17 protein-coding genes and 1 riboswitch are annotated in these 16,574 nt (G+C 66.1%); of the genes, 10 read left to right on the forward strand and 7 right to left on the reverse strand.

All coding sequences use genetic code 11. The annotated features are described in order from the left end of the window. Positions 1–64: 64 nt before the first annotated feature. The 3 genes from ASD67_RS09695 to ASD67_RS09705 form a co-directional block, all read right to left on the reverse strand. Positions 65–2,026 carry a response regulator gene (locus ASD67_RS09695; protein ID WP_056346347.1) on the reverse strand — a complete coding sequence of 654 codons (1,962 nt, stop codon included), beginning with the start codon at positions 2,024–2,026 and terminating at the stop codon, positions 65–67. A 113-nt stretch (positions 2,027–2,139) separates the two neighbouring features. Next, positions 2,140–3,342, reverse strand: a complete 1,203-nt coding sequence (gene spt / locus ASD67_RS09700) for a serine palmitoyltransferase (protein WP_056346350.1) — start codon at positions 3,340–3,342, stop codon at positions 2,140–2,142. Between the two features lie 94 nt (positions 3,343–3,436). Beyond that, on the reverse strand, positions 3,437–3,673 hold the full coding sequence (locus ASD67_RS09705) for an acyl carrier protein (RefSeq protein ID WP_056346352.1): 237 nt from the start codon (positions 3,671–3,673) through the stop codon (positions 3,437–3,439). A gap of 163 nt (positions 3,674–3,836) precedes the next feature. On the opposite strand from ASD67_RS09705, the gene ASD67_RS09710 reads away from it, so the two are divergent. From ASD67_RS09710 to ASD67_RS09740, 7 genes are all read left to right on the forward strand, one after another. Beyond that, entirely contained in the window at positions 3,837–4,427 is a 591-nt protein-coding gene (locus ASD67_RS09710) for a Pycsar system effector family protein (protein WP_056346354.1), read from the forward strand. A gap of 23 nt (positions 4,428–4,450) precedes the next feature. Further along, positions 4,451–5,644 carry a TIR domain-containing protein gene (locus ASD67_RS09715; protein WP_056346356.1) on the forward strand — a complete coding sequence of 398 codons (1,194 nt, stop codon included), beginning with the start codon at positions 4,451–4,453 and terminating at the stop codon, positions 5,642–5,644. Positions 5,645–5,743: 99 nt separating this feature from the next. Beyond that, positions 5,744–7,141 carry an MATE family efflux transporter gene (locus ASD67_RS09720; protein ID WP_200938002.1) on the forward strand — a complete coding sequence of 466 codons (1,398 nt, stop codon included), beginning with the start codon at positions 5,744–5,746 and terminating at the stop codon, positions 7,139–7,141. A 133-nt stretch (positions 7,142–7,274) separates the two neighbouring features. Continuing rightward, on the forward strand, positions 7,275–7,565 hold the full coding sequence (groES, locus tag ASD67_RS09725) for a co-chaperone GroES (RefSeq protein ID WP_056346358.1): 291 nt from the start codon (positions 7,275–7,277) through the stop codon (positions 7,563–7,565). Positions 7,566–7,643: 78 nt separating this feature from the next. After that, entirely contained in the window at positions 7,644–9,287 is a 1,644-nt protein-coding gene (gene groL / locus ASD67_RS09730; protein ID WP_056346359.1) for a chaperonin GroEL, read from the forward strand. A gap of 122 nt (positions 9,288–9,409) precedes the next feature. After that, positions 9,410–10,594 carry a hypothetical protein gene (locus ASD67_RS09735; protein ID WP_056346362.1) on the forward strand — a complete coding sequence of 395 codons (1,185 nt, stop codon included), beginning with the start codon at positions 9,410–9,412 and terminating at the stop codon, positions 10,592–10,594. Continuing rightward, complete coding sequence (locus tag ASD67_RS09740; protein ID WP_056346364.1) at positions 10,591–11,403, forward strand: glutaminyl-peptide cyclotransferase; 813 nt, start codon at positions 10,591–10,593, stop codon at positions 11,401–11,403. The genes ASD67_RS09735 and ASD67_RS09740 overlap by 4 nt, the downstream gene beginning before the upstream one ends. Here ASD67_RS09740 and ASD67_RS09745 read toward each other — a convergent pair. From ASD67_RS09745 to ASD67_RS09755, 4 genes are all read right to left on the reverse strand, one after another. Continuing rightward, positions 11,400–12,080 (reverse strand): DJ-1/PfpI family protein, encoded by a 681-nt coding sequence (locus ASD67_RS09745; RefSeq protein WP_056346366.1) that lies wholly within the window; start codon positions 12,078–12,080, stop codon positions 11,400–11,402. The two genes, ASD67_RS09740 and ASD67_RS09745, sit on opposite strands and share 4 nt — an antisense overlap. A gap of 21 nt (positions 12,081–12,101) precedes the next feature. Continuing rightward, positions 12,102–12,193, reverse strand: a riboswitch (ZMP/ZTP riboswitch). A gap of 35 nt (positions 12,194–12,228) precedes the next feature. After that, positions 12,229–12,441: a hypothetical protein gene (locus ASD67_RS22620; RefSeq protein WP_082544937.1), complete on the reverse strand. Its 213-nt coding sequence runs from the start codon at positions 12,439–12,441 to the stop codon at positions 12,229–12,231. Positions 12,442–12,522: 81 nt separating this feature from the next. After that, positions 12,523–12,819: a hypothetical protein gene (locus ASD67_RS09750; protein ID WP_056346368.1), complete on the reverse strand. Its 297-nt coding sequence runs from the start codon at positions 12,817–12,819 to the stop codon at positions 12,523–12,525. A 187-nt stretch (positions 12,820–13,006) separates the two neighbouring features. Then, on the reverse strand, positions 13,007–13,324 hold the full coding sequence (locus ASD67_RS09755) for a hypothetical protein (RefSeq protein WP_056346370.1): 318 nt from the start codon (positions 13,322–13,324) through the stop codon (positions 13,007–13,009). Between the two features lie 236 nt (positions 13,325–13,560). Between ASD67_RS09755 and ASD67_RS09760 the strand changes: the two genes are divergently transcribed. The 3 genes from ASD67_RS09760 to ASD67_RS09770 are packed head-to-tail and all read left to right on the forward strand — an operon-like array spanning position 13,561 to position 16,534. Beyond that, positions 13,561–14,547, forward strand: a complete 987-nt coding sequence (locus ASD67_RS09760; protein ID WP_056347243.1) for an ArsR/SmtB family transcription factor — start codon at positions 13,561–13,563, stop codon at positions 14,545–14,547. Next, positions 14,544–15,485, forward strand: a complete 942-nt coding sequence (gene metF, locus ASD67_RS09765) for a methylenetetrahydrofolate reductase [NAD(P)H] (protein ID WP_056346372.1) — start codon at positions 14,544–14,546, stop codon at positions 15,483–15,485. The genes ASD67_RS09760 and metF overlap by 4 nt, the downstream gene beginning before the upstream one ends. After that, a complete protein-coding gene (locus ASD67_RS09770) occupies positions 15,482–16,534 on the forward strand; it encodes a homocysteine S-methyltransferase family protein (RefSeq protein ID WP_056346374.1) in 1,053 nt (350 codons plus the stop codon). The genes metF and ASD67_RS09770 overlap by 4 nt, the downstream gene beginning before the upstream one ends. Positions 16,535–16,574 lie beyond the last annotated feature (40 nt).

The following is a 16,574-nucleotide window of genomic DNA, read 5'->3' on the forward strand; positions in this document are numbered from 1 at the left end:
CCATCGCTCCGCGACGGGGAGGATCGCCAAGGTCCGCTTCCCACCCCCGACCAGCCACTCAGCCTCAGCCGAATGCCGCGATCTTTTCCGTCGGCCGCGGTTCACTGCTCCGCCGGATCGCCTGATCGAGCTGGGTCAGGGTGAAGGGCTTGCGCAGCACGTCATGGTCGCCGAACGCCGCGACCTCGCTCGCGTCGCCGGCGAAGCCGGTCACGAACAGCACCGCGAGACCGGGCCAGCGCTGTTTCAGCTCGGCGACTAGCTCGGGGCCGGTGAGGTCGGGCATCAGCACATCGGACAGGATCAGGTCGAAGCCGTGTTTTTCGACCAGCGCCGCGGCGTCGCGCGGATCGTTGCACGCGACCGCGCGGTGCCCCAGTTCCTCGACCGCCTCGACCGTCGCGGTGAGCACGCGCGGATCGTCCTCGACGACCAATATATGCAGCGCTTCGCTTGCGGCCTCGGTCGCGGCCACCGGCGATGCGACGATTTCGGTCGGCATGGCTTCGGGCCGTTTGATCACCGGCAGCAGCATAGCGACGCTGGTGCCTTCGCCCTCGGTCGACTGGATCTGCACCTCGCCGTCGGACTGGCGGCAGAAAGCGAAGACCTGGCTCATGCCGAGGCCGGTGCCCTGTCCCGCGGGCTTGGTGGTGTAGAAGGGGTCGAAGACGCGTTCGAGCACATCGGGCGACATGCCGCAGCCGGTGTCGATTACCTGCACCGCGAGCGCTGCGGGTTCATCCTCGCCGTCGCCGAGCGTGCGGATCGTCAGCGAACCATGGCTCTCCATCGCATCGCGCGCATTGACCGCCAGGTTGAGCAGCGCATTTTCGAACTGCTGGCGGTCGAGCCACGCCGCGAGTCCCGGCGCCTGCAGGTCGAGCGTCAGCGCGATGCGGTCGCCGATCGTGCGTTCGATCAGTTCGGCAAAGGCGGCGATGCTGTCGTCGACCACCATCATCTCGGGCCGTGCGGGTTCCGACCGCGCGAAGGCGAGCAGGCGGCGGGTCAGGTCGGCGGCGCGGTTGGCGCCGTCGAGCGCATTGTGGATGTGTCGCTGCGCCTTGTCGGGCGCGTCGGCGAGCCAGCGCTGCGCGAGTTCGAGCCCGCCAACGACGACCGCCAGCATATTGTTGAAGTCGTGTGCGATGCCGCCGGTCAGCTGGCCGACCGCCTCCATCTTCTGGGCTTGGCGCAGCTGGTCCTCGGCCACCGCGCGCTCGGTCATCTCGTTGCGCAGCGCGAGGTTCGCCTGAGCCAGCTCGGCGGTGCGGTCGGCGACTGCGGCTTCGAGCTGGGTTGCGCGGTCGGTCTCGGCGAATTGTTCGCGGCGCGCCAGTCGGCGATCGCCCTCGGCGCGGATTAGCGAAAAGGTTGCGGCGATGGCGATGATCGCGGCGGCGGCACCGAGCAGCGAAAATAGCAGGATCGCCTGGTTGAGGCTGTCGCGGTCCGAGGCGGCAAGGCGATTGCGCTCGGCGAGCAGGGTGCGCTCGTTCTGGATCAACTGGGTCAGCAAGCGGTCGATGCGGATCAGCGCGACGTCGTGGCCCGCGGCGTTATATTTTGAGATCGCCGCGATCGTCTGCCGGTAGTTGGCGCTGAGCGCCGCGTCGCCGAGCTGCGCGCCGCGGCGGTCGAGTTCGGTCGTCAACTGCCCGACCAGTTCGGCCGCCTTGGGATTGTCGCGGACGTTGCGCCGCAGCAATGTCAGATATTGGCGCGCGAGGCCCCATTGCTGCTGATAGACGCGGCCATCCTCTTTCTGCAGCCCGACCGCGAAACGCCCGAGCGCCGCCTCCGACCGCGCGAGCGCGGCGTCGAGGCTTCGCGTTTGCGATATGACTTCGAGGCTGTGGGCCTGCCAGCCGAGCGAGCGGTCGTAATTGTCGTTGGCGCGGGTCACGAGCAGGACGAGCGCGACGACGACCCCGACGAGGATGGCGCCGACGCCGATCGTCAGCCAGAAGCGGAGACGCTCCCGCCGGCCATCGTTTTCGCTGTCATAATCCCGCTCGAACACGCGGCGCTTGTACCGGACAAGCGCCGCGTGGAAAAGCCGCGAACGGGTCGCCAGGCGTTGGCCCCGTCAACTCGCCCCGAAAATGAGTCCGCTGGTCGGCCAGCCCACTCGATTCAGCCGATAATGCCGACGCGTTTGCCCGCACGTTCGAAGCGGCCGAGGATTTCGCCGACCTGTTCGCTGCTATGCTCGGCGCAGAGCGAACAGCGCAGCAAGGTCATGCCCGCCGGGGTCGCGGGCGGACGCGCGAGATTGACGTAGAGTCCCTCTTCGAGCAGCGCTTCCCACATCATCGCGCCCTGTTCGAGGTCGGGCATGATGACCGCGATGATCGCCGACTGCGGCTCTTCGGTGCCGAGCGTGAAGCCGAGATCGCGCAGACCCTTGTGCAGCAGCTTCGAATTTTCCCACAGATGGGCGCGCTTGTTCGACCCGTGCATCAGCTTGCGGATGCTCGTCGCCGCGGTCGCGACGACGCTCGGCGGCAGCGAGGCGGTGAACACATAAGGACGGCAGACGAGCCGCAGGATTTCGAACTTCGGGTGGTTCGAAACGCAGAAGCCGCCGACGGTGCCGACGCTCTTGCTGAACGTGCCGATGACGAAGTCGACGTCGTCGAGCACGCCCTGCGCCTCGGCGACGCCGCGGCCATGTTCGCCGATGAAGCCCATCGAATGCGCCTCGTCGACCAGTATCATCGCGCCGGCCTCCTTCGAGACGCGGATCATCTCTTTCAGCGGCGCGATGTCGCCGAGCATCGAATAGACGCCCTCGAGCACGACAAGCTTGCCTGCCTCAGGAGGCAGGCGCTTCAGGCGCTTTTCAAGCGCTTCGACGTCGTTGTGGCGGAACGCGACGATTTCGGCATTGCCCATCGCGCAGCCGTCATAGATCGACGCATGGCTGTCGATGTCGAGGATGACATAGTCGCCCTTGCCGGCGATCGTCGAAATGATGCCGAGATTCGCCTGGTACCCGGTCGAGAACACCATGGCATGATCCATGGCGTAAAATTCCTTGAGCGCCTCTTCGCACTCCTTGTGGCCCTGATAGGTGCCGTTGAGGACGCGGCTGCCGGTGGTACCGCTGCCGAACTTGTCGAGCGCATCCTTGCCCGCGGCGATGACGTCCTCGTCGAAGGTCATGCCCATATAATTATAGGTGCCGAGCAGGATCGTCTCGCGCCCGTTGCAGATCGCGACGGTCGGAGAGACGACTTTCTCCATCACCAGATTATACGGATCGGTGACGCCTGTCGCGAGCAGATCCTCGCGCTGCTGGATCAGCGGATCGAATTTCGAAAAAAGGTCGGTCATTTTTGGTCTTCCGTGTTCCCCGGCGAAAGCCGGGGTCCAGATGAGTGGCGCGATATCGCATGGGCCCCGGCGTTCGCCGGGGAACACAAAGCTATCAGCCCTGCAGCTTTTCGACGGCGGCGATCAACTGGCCGACGGTTTCGATCTCGGCCTGCATGTTCATGCTGATGATGATGTCGAAGGTGTCCTCGACCTCGGCGACGAAATCCATCACCGTCAGGCTGTCCCATTCGAGATCGCCGGCAAAGGTGGTGGCGTCGCTCAGCTCGACGCCCTTCTTGTTGAACGGTTCGATCAGGCCGTGGATCTGGTCGGTGAGGGCGGTGCTCATAGGGGTGCGTCCCTTAAAGAAAGAATGTTGCGCGCGGGCATGCCGCGCTGTCCCCTGCTTGGCAAGCGAATGCGGCGGGATTCGGGCAGCATCTTGCCCGCGCCGGACGGACGTGCCATCGCTGCTGCGGGTCGCACCACACAGGCATGGCAGGGGCAAGCCGATGGACGACAAGGCCAGCGAGACCAGGAACCCGACCGGGGCGGCAGCGCCGCCGCCCGCGATCAGCTTTCCGCCGAACGCGGTCCATCTGGTGCGCACCAACCAGCAGATCACGCTGACGCTGTCCCAGATGGCGGACCAAAAGGCGTCGATCCTGATGGGGGCGACCTTCGTCGTCTTCACCCTCGCGATCGGCCAGGCGCGCGCCGGGGCGGGGGCGCTCGCCATACCGCTGGCGATCCTCGCGACCTTTTCCTTCCTGTCGGCGCTGCTCGCGATCTCCGCCGTCCTGCCGCGCGTCGGCAGGGCGCCGCCGATCGTCTACAAGGACGGCAAGGACCACAGCAATATCCTGTTCTTCGGGCGCTTTTCGCAGATGGAGGAGGATGAGTTTATCGACGCGGTGAAGACGCGGCTGCGCACCGAGGAAGATATTTACGAAACGATGCTGCGCGACACCTATCAGAACGGCATCGTGCTGGCGCGGCGCAAATATCGCTATCTGGCCTATGCCTATCGGCTGTTCGTTGTCGGGCTGACCGCGACCTTCATCGCCTTTGCGGTCGAAATGGCGATGCTGTGGAGCAAATGACGGCGTGAAGCATTAGGCCAAAGATGACCGACGTCTTCATCAGCTACAAGCGCGAGGAGCGGGCGCGCTGCGTCGCGATCTACAACGCGCTCGTCGACCTGAAACTATCGGTGTGGTTCGACGCGCATATCGAACCCGGTACCGATTTCGACCGCGAGATCGAGCGCGAGGTGCGCGGCGCCAGCGCGGTGCTCGTGCTCTGGTCCGAACGCGCCGCCGACAGCGACTGGATCCGCGCCGAGGCGCGTAGCGGGCGGCAGACGAACCGGCTGGTCGCGATCCGGCTCGACGATTGCCTGCCGCCGCTCGAATTCGCGTCGGTGCAGGCGATCGACCTGTTCAACCATCGCGATTTTCAGGCGAGCGAGGGCTGGCGCCAGATCGTATCGCGGATCGGACGCCTCGTTGGACGGCTGGGGCTCGGTGATTATGTCGGTTGCGAACAGGAGACCGACGCAGATCGCTGGCGCGCATGGATTGCGGACAACCCCGGCGATCCGCTGGTCGACAAGGCGAGGCAGCGGCTGGCGCTGCTGATCCGGCCCGAGCCCGCCTTATCCCTGGCGCAAGCCACGGCGCCCGCAGCCGATATCGCGCCGCCGGCGACCTCCATCCCGACACCGGCACCAGCCGAATCCGCCGCCGTATCCCCGCTATCATGGATAGGTCGTCACGGCTGGACCGTCGCAATCGCCGTGCTGCTGTTGTTCGGTACGATCGCGCTTTTCGATCGTTTCACGACCAGCGACAAGGCACAGAATGCGGCAATCGACGGCCCGCTGTCCGAACGTCCGTCGCAAGGCGTGCCTGTGCCGAACAATCCCGCCGCCGCCCCGGCCGCGACCGGGGTGGCGGGAAAGGACAAACCCGCGCGGTGCCCCGGAACCAATCCCTTTCGCATCGCCGCCTTGCCCGGGCGTACCGATCTGCAACCGCAATGGAAGCAGGCGGCCGACAGCGCCTGGCTCGCATGGCGGAATTGTCCGGGTCTGGTCGTTGTCGAGGGTCATGTGGAAAAGGGCGGTAACAGCCGCGACGCATCGAACATGGCCATTAAAATGGCGGAACAACTCGCGCTGAAGGGGATTCCGGAAGGAACATTGACCTGGACCGGCAAAGGCGCGGAGACACCGCTGCCAGGCCGCGACCCAGGCGATGCGGCGAACCGGCGCGTCGAAATCTATCTGATGGAGCCCTATCACCCCGGCCTGCGCTGATCGCTGAATGTGGCCAATATGCCACCATCGCCGACAATCTTGGGCCCGGCACCAACGCTCGATTGAAACCCCCTGCGGCCGCGCCTATTCGGGCCGGCTGTGTTGCAGACCGCCACCCCCCTGACCGCGGATGTTCCGTCGGGTCTTCGCACCGAATTTCGGGCGACGCTGGCGCTCGCCTGGCCGCTGGCGGCCGCGAACCTGTTGCAGATGCTCGTCCATGCGATCGACGTGATCTTCGTGGCGCGGCTCGGCGACGCGGCGCTCGCCGCCTCGTCGCTCGGCGTTTCGATCTTCGGGTTGCTGTTGTGGACCGGCTCGGGACTGGTCGGGGCGTCCGCGCCGCTGATCGCCGCCGAACTCGGCCGCCGCAAACATGCGGTGCGCGAGGTGCGGCGCACGGTGCGCATGGCGCTGTGGCTGAGCGCGCTCGTTGCCACGGTCTTTATGGGTATCTGTGCCGCGGGCGGGCCGATCATGATCGCGACGGGGCAGGGCGCCGACATGTCGACGCGCGCCGCCGGGTTCCTGCTCATCTTGATGTGGGGCATGTTCCCGATGATCGCGGCGAGCGTGCTTCGCATCTTCGTCTCGGCGCTCGGCCGGCCGACGATCGCGACCGCGATCACCTTTGGTGCGCTTGGGGTCAACGCGCTCGGCAACTGGATGCTGGTGTTCGGCAATCTCGGCATGCCCGCGCTCGGCCTTCATGGCTCGGCGATCTCCAGTGTGATCACCAGCACGCTGATGCTGCTCGCTTATGTCGTCATCATCCAGTCCGACCGGCGGCTGCGGCGCTATCACCTGTTCGGCAATTGGTGGCGCAGCGAATGGACGCGCTTTTTCGAAATGTTGCGCATCGGCGCGCCGATCGCACTGACCATTTTGGCGGAGGCAGGGCTGTTCACCGGCGCGGCCTTCCTGATGGGTCGCATCGGCGAGGCGCAGCTTGCGGGCCATACCATCGCGCTGCAGGTCGCGGCGCTGGCTTTCCAGATCCCCTTCGGCGTCGCACAGGCGGCGACGATCCGTGTGGGCCTGGCCTATGGCGCGGGCGACCATCGCGGCATTTCCTATGCCGGGACCGCTGCGATGATACTCGGCATCGGCTTCATGGGCGTCACCGCGCTGACGATGTGGCTGTTCCCGTCGCTCGTCCTCTCGATCTATGTCGACGTCGACGCCGCGAAGAACGCCGCGCTCGTCGGCTTCGCGATGCAGTTCCTGGTGGTCGCCGCCGCCTTCCAGCTGTTCGATGGTGCGCAGGCGGTCGCGGCGGGGGCGCTGCGCGGGCTGCAGGACACGCGCACCCCGATGATCATCGCGATCTGCGGTTACTGGATCGGCGGTTATGGCACCGCGATCTACCTCGGCTTCTGGACGCCATGGGCCGGAGTCGGGGTGTGGATCGGGCTGGCGGTCGGGCTGGTGCTCGTTGCCGGGCTGCTGCTGCTGCGCTGGCGGATGCGCGCCCGGCTCGGCCTGTTACCGGCCTGACGCAAAAACTTCACAAGAATCTTGTGGGAGTCGCCTTGACGCCTATCTGACTCCCACCCATATGCCCGCCTGTTAGCACTCCCCCGTGGCGAGTGCTAAAGGACTATAGTTCGTATCATTTGGAGGGAGTCCCATGGCTCAATTTCGTCCGCTGCACGACCGCGTGCTTGTCCGCCGTATCGAAGCCGAAGAAAAGACGGCCGGCGGCATCATCATCCCCGACACCGCCAAGGAAAAGCCGCAGGAGGGCGAAGTCGTCTCGGTCGGCACCGGTACCCGCGCCGATGATGGCAAGGTGACCCCGCTCGACGTCAAGGCGGGCGACCGCATCCTGTTCGGCAAATGGTCGGGCACCGAAGTCAAGGTCGACGGCGAAGAGCTGCTGATCATGAAGGAATCGGACATTCTGGGCGTCATCGCCTGAACCGTCCCCGCGTCCCTTGCGGATGCGATTTCAGTGTAAAGTTGCGCGGTTTTCCGTGCATTTCAAAGGAACAAGCACATGGCTGCTAAAGACGTCAAATTCTCGCGCGACGCGCGCGAACGCATCCTGCGCGGTGTCGACACCCTCGCCGACGCGGTGAAGGTCACCCTCGGTCCCAAGGGCCGCAACGTCGTGATCGACAAGAGCTTCGGCGCGCCCCGCATCACCAAGGACGGCGTCACCGTCGCCAAGGAAATCGAACTCAAGGACAAGTTCGAAAACATGGGCGCCCAGATGCTGCGCGAAGTCGCATCGAAGGCGAACGACAAGGCCGGCGACGGCACCACCACCGCGACCGTTCTCGCCCAGGCGATCGTGCGCGAAGGCATGAAGTCGGTTGCCGCCGGCATGAACCCGATGGACCTGAAGCGCGGCATCGACCTCGCGGTCACCAAGGTTGTCGAAACGATCAAGGCACAGTCGAAGCCCGTTTCGGGCACCGCTGAAATCGCCCAGGTCGGCATCATCTCGGCCAATGGCGACACCGAAGTCGGCGAGAAGATCGCCGAAGCGATGGAAAAGGTCGGCAAGGAAGGCGTGATCACCGTCGAAGAAGCCAAGGGCCTCGATTTCGAGCTCGACGTCGTCGAAGGCATGCAGTTCGACCGCGGCTACCTGAGCCCCTACTTCATCACCAACCCGGAAAAGATGCTCGTCGAGCTGGCCGATCCGTACATCCTGATCTTCGAAAAGAAGCTCTCGAACCTGCAGGCGATGCTGCCGATCCTCGAAGCCGTGGTTCAGTCGGGTCGCCCGCTGCTGATCATCGCCGAAGACATCGAAGGCGAAGCGCTCGCGACGCTGGTGGTCAACCGCCTGCGCGGCGGCCTGAAGGTCGCGGCCGTCAAGGCACCGGGCTTCGGCGATCGCCGCAAGGCGATGCTGCAGGACATCGCGATCCTCACCGCCGGTGAAATGATCAGCGAAGACTTGGGCATCAAGCTCGAAACCGTCACGCTCGCCATGCTCGGCCAGGCCAAGCGCGTCACCATCGACAAGGACAACACCACCATCGTCGACGGTGCCGGTGAAGCCGCAACGATCAAGGGCCGCGTCGAACAGATTCGCGCCCAGATCGAAACGACGACCAGCGACTACGACAAGGAAAAGCTGCAGGAACGTCTGGCGAAGCTCGCCGGCGGTGTTGCGGTGATCAAGGTCGGCGGCGCTTCGGAAGTCGAAGTGAAGGAACGCAAGGATCGCGTCGACGACGCTCTCCACGCAACCCGCGCTGCGGTCGAAGAAGGCATCGTCCCCGGCGGCGGTACGGCGCTGCTGTACGCGACCAAGGCCCTCGAAGGCCTGTCGGGCATCAACGAAGACCAGACCCGCGGCATCGACATCATCCGTCGCGCGTTGCAGGCTCCGGTTCGCCAGATCGCCGAAAACGCGGGCTTCGACGGCGGTGTCGTCGCGGGCAAGCTGTTCGACCAGAAGGACACGAGCTTCGGCTTCAACGCCTCGACCGACGTCTATGAAGACCTGGTCAAGGCCGGTGTCATCGACCCGACCAAGGTCGTCCGCATCGCGCTGCAGGATGCCGCCTCGGTTGCCGGTCTGCTGATCACCACCGAAGCCGGCATCGCCGAAACGCCCGACGACAAGCCCGCCATGCCCATGGGCGGCGGCGGCATGGGCGGCATGGGCGGCATGGACTTCTAAAGTCCTTGTTGCACCCATCGCTCGGCGCAAGCTGACAGGAAGGGCCGGGGAGGAAACTCTCCGGCCCTTTCCCTTTGTCCCTCGCGCTTGCGGGACAAGCGAGGGAAGGGCATGGAGGCGGCATGACGACCGCCACGCCCATCGACCGCCTCCGCGCCGCGCTGCTGGCCGATGAGGCGGCGCAGCTCCGGCTTGCTCCGCTTGCCGATACGGCGACCTTTCTCGACGCGATCACGGCTTATGCCGCCGAACTCGGCCTGCCGATCGCCCGCGATGCCTTTGCCGCCGGCCTTGCCCGCGCCGCGACGCCGCAGATGGAGCAGGAACTGCCCGCGCTGCGGCTGGCCGAGGCGCCGCCGCGCCACTGGTTGCCGGTCGAACTCAAACCCTATCAGGGTGCGATCGTCATCGAATGGCTGCATTTCGCCGGCCTGCCGCTGACCGATCCCTTTTTCGAAGAAACATGGCGCAAGGTCCGGCTGCTGCCGTTCAACCGGCTGATGCGCACCGCGACCCCGCTGTCGGCGATCGAGCCTTTCGTCGAGGCGTCGCCGCCCGACGGACTCGTCTTCCACATGTCGCGCTGCGGTTCGACGCTCGTCGGCCAGATGCTCGGCGCGGCGCCCGACCATATCGTCCTCGCCGAACCGCCGGTCCTCGACACGGTGATCCAGCTTGTCGGACTGGGGCAGGTGTCGCCCGCTGCGATCCGCGCGATGGCCGGCGCGCTGACCCGCGACCGCGGCGGCGATGCACGGCATCGCTTCATCAAGCTCGACGCCTGGCACGCTCTCGTGCTGCCGTTGCTCCGCGGTATATGGCCCGACACACCCTGGACCTTTCTCTACCGCGATCCCGTCGAGGTGCTGGTATCGCAGCAGCGCCGACCGGGGATGCATTGCCGGCCCCGGGTGCTGCCGCTCGAGGCCTATGGTGTCGATCCGGCGGAAGGCGCGGCGGCGGAGGATTATCCCGCGTGGATCCTCGGACGCATCTGCTCGGCCGCGGCGGACGCGGTCGACGGCGATTGCCTGCTGCTCAACTATGACCAGCTTCCCGCCGCCTTGACCGACGCGCTCCTGCCGCATTTCGGGGTCGCGCCCGATGCGGCCTCGCTCGACAAGATCGTCGCGGCGGGTGGGCGCTATTCGAAGGCGCCCGGACAGGCCTTCACCGGCGATTCCGCGGCCAAGCAGCGCGAGGCGTCGCCCGCGCTGCGCGCCGCCGCCGCACCCCTGCTCGCGACTCATGCGCGGATCGAGGAACTGCGGCTCGCGGCCAAGACGCCGTCGGAGCCGGTGGCATGATCGCGTCGCGCGTGCTCCTGATCGCTGCGGCGGCGCTCGCGCTGCCCGCCGTCGCCACCCCGCCCGCGCCGGCCCCCGCGCCCGCCGTGGCCGAGCCCGCACTGCCGACGGTGCCGCGCTGCGGCTATCGCATCGTCGAGACCTATCCGCACGACAAGGACAGCTTCACCCAGGGGCTCTTCTGGCACGATGGCTATCTTTACGAAGGTACCGGCCAATATGGCCGCTCGCGCCTCGCGCGGCTCGACCTTGCGACGGGCAAGGCGCTCGCCGAAACGAAGCTGCCCGTCGACGAGTTCGGTGAGGGCATCACGCGCTGGCGCGACCAGATCATCGGCGTCACCTGGCAGGGCGGCGTCGGCCATCGCTGGCGGCTCCAGGACCTGAAACCGATCGGCGATTTCCGCTACAAGGGCGAGGGCTGGGGGGTCACGATGGTCGGCGACGATCTCGTTCTCAGCGATGGCACGCCCGACCTGCGCTTTTTCGATCCCGCGACAATGACCGAAAAGGGCAAGGTTACGGTGCGCTTCGCCGGCCGGCCGCTGGCGATGCTCAACGAGCTCGAAACGATCAAGGGCGAAATCTGGGCCAATGTCTGGATGACCGACGCGATCGTGCGCATCGACCCCGCAACGGGAACCGTCAAATCATATGTCGACCTGACGGGATTGAGCGCGACGGCAGGCGTTGGCGATCCCGACGCGGTGCTCAACGGCATCGCGTGGGACGCGAACAAGAAGCGCTTGTTCGTCACCGGCAAATATTGGTCGAAGCTGTTCGAGATTGCGCTGACCGACTGCCGCTAGGGCGGCGTCAGCGCCGCCTCCATCCGCGCCGCCGCCGCATCATAGACCCGCGTCTTCAGACCGGCGGTAATCGCGGCGGGTGTCCGGTCGGGATGGCCGCCGGCGAAGGGCGGCGCGGGGTCATATTCGATCGCAAGCTGGATCGCTTGTGCGACGGCCTCGCCCTTCAGCCGCGCAATCAGGGTGAGCGCGAAATCGAGGCCCGAGGTCACGCCGCCGCAGGTGACGATATTGCCATGTTCGACGACGCGTGCTTTCACCGGTTCGGCGCCGACGCGCGGCAAAAGATGGGTGTAGCCCCAATGCGTCGTCGCGCGCTTGCCCGCGAGCAATCCGGCGCGGCCGAGCAGGAAGGCGCCGGTGCACACGCTCGTCACCCATGCGGCGCCCGCCGCCTGCCGCGCGATGAAAGCGATCGTTGCCTGATCGCCCAAAGCGTTGACGACGCCGTGGCCGCCGGGAACGCAGAGAATGTCGGCTTGCGGCGCCGAGGCGAAATCATGCGTCGGCAGGATTGAAAAGCCACTGTCGGTGACGATCGGATCGAGGTTCGCCGCCGCACCGACGAGTGTGGCCCCGGGCATGCGGCTCAAGGCCTGAGCGGGCGCGGTGAAGTCAAGCTGGGTGATACCGGGGAACAGCAGGAAGACGATGGTGATCGGCCGGATATCGGTCATGGGCGTGTCCTTGCGCTGGCGATGGATCACCCAGGCGCGCGGCTCGCAGGACCGATCGGTCCGTCCCGCTTCCCGATGGGACTCCATCTTCAGCGCCAGTCGCGGGACGCCTCCATTCTAGCGCCGCGGCGGCGCGGACGGAAGGCGGTTATTTCTTCGCCTGATCCCGATCGGCGGCGGTCGCGTCGGGGGGCGCCGTGCCATCGCGGCTTTCGAGCATGTCGGCGGCGTCGTCGAGCGCCTTGGCCTCGCCGACGGTCACGCCGCCCGGGCCGGGTTCATTGTCGGTGCCGCCGCACCCGGTCATCAGCATCAGCGCTGCGGCAACGGGGGCCAGCGTAGCGGTCCTGCGGTTCGGCATCGTTTCTCTCCCGCAAAAAAGGGCTCCATCCGCTTTGGAATGGAGCCCTCTTTTTGATGCACGCGTCAGCGCGCCAACGACTTACTTCTTGTCGTTGGCTTCGGCCTTGGCGGTTTCGTCCTTGATCTTGTCGCCAGCGGCGGCAGCGGCGTCGCCGGCGGCGTTCACGGTGCCTTCGACGGCGTTGCCGGCCTTGTCGGCGGCAGCGGCGGTCGCGTCGGCGGCATCGGCTGCACCGGCGGCAACGGCATCGCCGGCAGCGGCGGCGTCATCGGCGACGGCGGCGCCGGCTTCCGAGGTTTCTTCCTTCGCCTTTTCCGAGCAGGCGGTCAGGCTGAAAGCCGCAGCGGCGATCGACGCGATGATAAGTTTACGCATGGTAATTCCTTTCGAATGCCAAGGTGACCGGCATCCGGTCCCTGACGGCAAGGACTAACCCCCCGCCGTGCGCTTGGCAACCGTAGAGCAGCGGTGCGGGGCGCTGGCCCTTGTTCCAAAACGGAAAAGGGCCGCCGGCTTGCACCGGCGACCCCTTATTCCTTCAGCCGAAAGGCTGGCGGAACGCTTACTTCTTGGCAGCGTCGACAGCAGCCTTGGCAGCGTCGGTCGCTTCGGTAGCGGCCTTGGCAGCTTCACCGGCCTTGTCGGCAGCTTCACCAGCCTTGTCGGCGGCGCCGGTCGCGGCGTCGGCAGCTTCGCCAGCGGCAGCGGCGGTCGCGTCGGCGGCACCGGCAGCGGCGTCCATCGCACCGTCGGCAGCACCTTCGGTGGTGGCTTCGGTCGTCGCTTCGGGGGTTGCGGCTTCGTCAGCCTTCTTTTCGCCGCAAGCGGCGAGGCCCAGCGAGGCGGCGAGGACGAGCGACAGAGTGATCGACTTTTTCATATGGGAATACCCCTCTCGATTGAACTGATCGGTAGCATTCCGGAGACGGTCCATTCCGAACCCGGCGAGTTGCCAACCGCCCTTACCGCTACAATTTCGCAGAATCCGGTGCAACGGGCTTTTTGCGTGGTCTGGCGCAAATGAGACGAGGCGGTCGTTCATCTTTGGGAAAGGCGCCGGAAATGCGGCACCGCGCTCGGTTGACTGGATATAAAGAAATCTTTATATGTGTGTATGTGACCGAGCTTATCGACATTTTCCGTGCCTTGGCCGACCCGACCCGCCTGCGAGTCGTCGCCTTGCTGCGCGAGATGGAACTGGCGATCGGCGAGCTTGCGGTCGTCCTCGAACAAAGCCAGCCGCGTGTGTCGCGCCACGTCCGTATCCTTGCCGACGCCGGGATCATCGAGCGCCGCCGCGAGGGGAGCTGGGTGTTCCTGCGTATCGCCGAGGGTGGTCCGGTCGGCGAAATCCTGGCGCGCGCCGAACTCTGGCCCTTCTCGCCGCGCGAGGCGCTGATCATCGGCTATGACGCGCAGCGGCTTGCCGCGGTTCGCACCGAACGCGCCGCGGTTGCCGAACGCTATTTCGCCGATCATGCCGCCGAATGGGACGCGATCCGTTCGCGCCATATTCCCGAAAGCGAAGTCGAGGCGGCGATGCTCGCGCTGGTGGCGGGCCGCCGGCTCGGCCATCTGCTCGATATCGGCACCGGGACGGGCCGGATGGCGGAGATTTTTGCGCCGAGCGTGCGCCGTATCACCGCGCTCGACCGCAGCCCCGAAATGCTGCGCATCGCGCGCGCCAAGCTCGCCGACCAGCCGGTGCCGATCGACCTGGTGCAGGGCGATTTCCTGAACCTGCCGCTCGACGACGCGACGATCGACAGCATCGTGATCCATCAGGCGCTGCACTTCGCGCACGAACCCGACCGCGTGATCGCCGAGGCCAGCCGGGTGCTGCGGGGCGGCGGGCATCTGTTGATCGTCGATTTCGCGCCGCACGAGGATGAGGAAATGCGCAACGTCGCCGCGCACGCGCGCCTCGGCTTTTCGGACGCGCAGATGCGCGGCTGGTTCGCCTCGGCGGGCATGGTGCTCGAAAATTCGCAAACGCTCGAAGGCGGCGATCTGGCGGTCAAGCTCTGGCTCGGCCGCCGCCGCTCGGACGAAGATCAATCCCCCGTTCGCGAGGACGGGCAGCGCAAAAGGCTTGCGGCATGACGACCAATCTCAACTCGCTGGCGGAGGCGCATCGCGCCGCCGCGTCGCCCTTGTTTGCCGGACTTGCCGGCGACATCGGCATCAGCTTCGAATTTTTCCCGCCCAAGACCGATAAGATGGGCGAGACTTTGTGGGACTCGATCCGCACGCTCGAACCGCTCGGTCCGCGCTTCGTATCGGTGACCTATGGCGCGGGCGGGTCGACGCGCGAGCGCACCCACGCGACCGTCGCGCGCATCGTTCAGGAAACGGGCATCCCCGCCGCCGCGCACCTGACCTGCGTCGATGCCAGCCGCGACGAGATCGCCGAGGTTGCGCAGGCCTATTGGGATGCCGGCATCCGCCACGTCGTCGCGCTGCGCGGCGACCCGCCGGTGAAGGGCGAGAGCTTCCGCGCCCACCCCGATGGTTATGGCTGCGCCGCCGATCTGGTGTCGGGCCTGCTCGAGATCGCGCCGTTCGAGATCTCGGTTGCCGCCAATCCCGAGATGCACCCCGAGGCGCTGAGTCCGCAGGCCGATCTGGACAATCTCAAGCGCAAGCTCGACGCCGGGGCGACCCGCGCGATGACGCAATTCTTCTTCGAACCCGATACCTTCTTCCGTTTCCGCGATGCCGCGGCGGCGGCGGGCATCACCGCGCCGATCCTGCCCGGCATCATGCCGGTCAGCAATTTCGCCGCGATCCAGCGCATGTCGGCGATGTGCGGCACCGACGTGCCGCGCTGGCTGGCTTCGTTGTTCGAGGGACTCGACGACCTCCCCGCCGCGCGCCAGCTCGTCGCCGCGACGACCGCCGCCGAACTTTGCCGCCGGCTTTATGCGGGCGGGGTTCGCGACTTCCATTTCTACACGCTCAACCGCGCCGAACTCAGCTATGCGATCTGCCATATGCTGGGGGTTCGTCCGGCGGCGCCCGCGACGGAGAAAGCCGCATGACGACCACCGCCCGCGAAGCCCTGATCGCTGCCGCCAAGGAACGCATCCTGCTCACCGATGGTGCGTTCGGGACCGAGATTCAGAACTGGAAGCTGGCCGAGGCGGATTATGCCGGGTCGCTCGGGCTGAGCCATGACCAGAAGGGCAACAACGACATCCTCGCGATCACCAAGCCCGAGGTGCCGGAGACGATCACCCGCGCCTATCTGGACGCCGGATCGGACATCGTCTCGACCAACACCTTCTCGGCCAATATGATCAGCCAGGCGGATTACGGGGCCGAGCATCTGGTCCGCGATATCAATGTCGAGAGTGCGAAAATAGCGCGGCGGCTCGCCGACGAATATGCCGAGAAGGATGGGCGCCCGCGCTTTGTCGCCGGCGCGATCGGGCCGACCAACAAGACCTTGTCCCTGTCGCCTGACGTCAACGATCCCGGGTTTCGCGAGATCGACTTCGACCATCTCAAGACCGTCTATCTTGAGCAAACGATCGCGCTGGCCGAGGGCGGCGCCGACTTCATCCTGATCGAAACGATCTTCGATACGCTCAATGCCAAGGCGGGCATCGCCGCGGTGATCGAGGCCGAGGCGAAGGTCGGGCGCGAGCTGCCGCTGATGATCTCGATGACGCTCACCGACCTGTCGGGCCGAAACCTGTCGGGGCATACGGTCGAGGCCTTCTGGTACGCGGTGCGCCACGCCAAGCCGTTGACGATCGGGCTCAACTGCTCGTTCGGCGCGGCGCAGCTGCGGCCGCATGTGAAAGTGCTATCGGAAATCGCCGACGCGCTGGTGATGGTCTATCCCAACGCCGGGCTGCCCAACGAACTCGGCGAATATGACGAGATGCCCGACACCACCGCGGGCCTTGTCGGCGAATGGGCCGAGCATGGCCAGGTCAATATTCTCGGCGGCTGCTGCGGTTCGACCCCTGCGCATATCGCGGCGATGGCAAAGGCGGTGACCGGCCTCACGCCGCGCCACCTGCCGCAGGTGCCGGTGCGCACACGCCTCGCCGGCCTCGAACCCTTCACGATGGCGGCCTAGCCCCCTCCCGCCTGCGGGAGGGGGCTAGGGGAGGGCCTGT

This window comes from Sphingopyxis sp. Root1497, assembly GCF_001427085.1.
Taxonomy (GTDB): domain Bacteria; phylum Pseudomonadota; class Alphaproteobacteria; order Sphingomonadales; family Sphingomonadaceae; genus Sphingopyxis.

Excerpts from the sequence above, each read along its gene's own strand:
- spt (WP_056346350.1), bottom strand. The coding sequence starts at position 3,342 with ATGACCGACCTTTTTTCGAAATTCGATCCGCTGATCCAGCAGCGCGAG.
- ASD67_RS09705 (WP_056346352.1), bottom strand. The coding sequence starts at position 3,673 with ATGAGCACCGCCCTCACCGACCAGATCCACGGCCTGATCGAACCGTTC.
- ASD67_RS09710 (WP_056346354.1), top strand. The coding sequence starts at position 3,837 with ATGGACGACAAGGCCAGCGAGACCAGGAACCCGACCGGGGCGGCAGCG.
- ASD67_RS09715 (WP_056346356.1), top strand. The coding sequence starts at position 4,451 with ATGACCGACGTCTTCATCAGCTACAAGCGCGAGGAGCGGGCGCGCTGC.
- groES (WP_056346358.1), top strand. The coding sequence starts at position 7,275 with ATGGCTCAATTTCGTCCGCTGCACGACCGCGTGCTTGTCCGCCGTATC.
- groL (WP_056346359.1), top strand. The coding sequence starts at position 7,644 with ATGGCTGCTAAAGACGTCAAATTCTCGCGCGACGCGCGCGAACGCATC.
- ASD67_RS09735 (WP_056346362.1), top strand. The coding sequence starts at position 9,410 with ATGACGACCGCCACGCCCATCGACCGCCTCCGCGCCGCGCTGCTGGCC.
- ASD67_RS09740 (WP_056346364.1), top strand. The coding sequence starts at position 10,591 with ATGATCGCGTCGCGCGTGCTCCTGATCGCTGCGGCGGCGCTCGCGCTG.
- ASD67_RS09745 (WP_056346366.1), bottom strand. The coding sequence starts at position 12,080 with ATGACCGATATCCGGCCGATCACCATCGTCTTCCTGCTGTTCCCCGGT.
- ASD67_RS22620 (WP_082544937.1), bottom strand. The coding sequence starts at position 12,441 with ATGCCGAACCGCAGGACCGCTACGCTGGCCCCCGTTGCCGCAGCGCTG.
- ASD67_RS09750 (WP_056346368.1), bottom strand. The coding sequence starts at position 12,819 with ATGCGTAAACTTATCATCGCGTCGATCGCCGCTGCGGCTTTCAGCCTG.
- ASD67_RS09755 (WP_056346370.1), bottom strand. The coding sequence starts at position 13,324 with ATGAAAAAGTCGATCACTCTGTCGCTCGTCCTCGCCGCCTCGCTGGGC.
- metF (WP_056346372.1), top strand. The coding sequence starts at position 14,544 with ATGACGACCAATCTCAACTCGCTGGCGGAGGCGCATCGCGCCGCCGCG.
- ASD67_RS09770 (WP_056346374.1), top strand. The coding sequence starts at position 15,482 with ATGACGACCACCGCCCGCGAAGCCCTGATCGCTGCCGCCAAGGAACGC.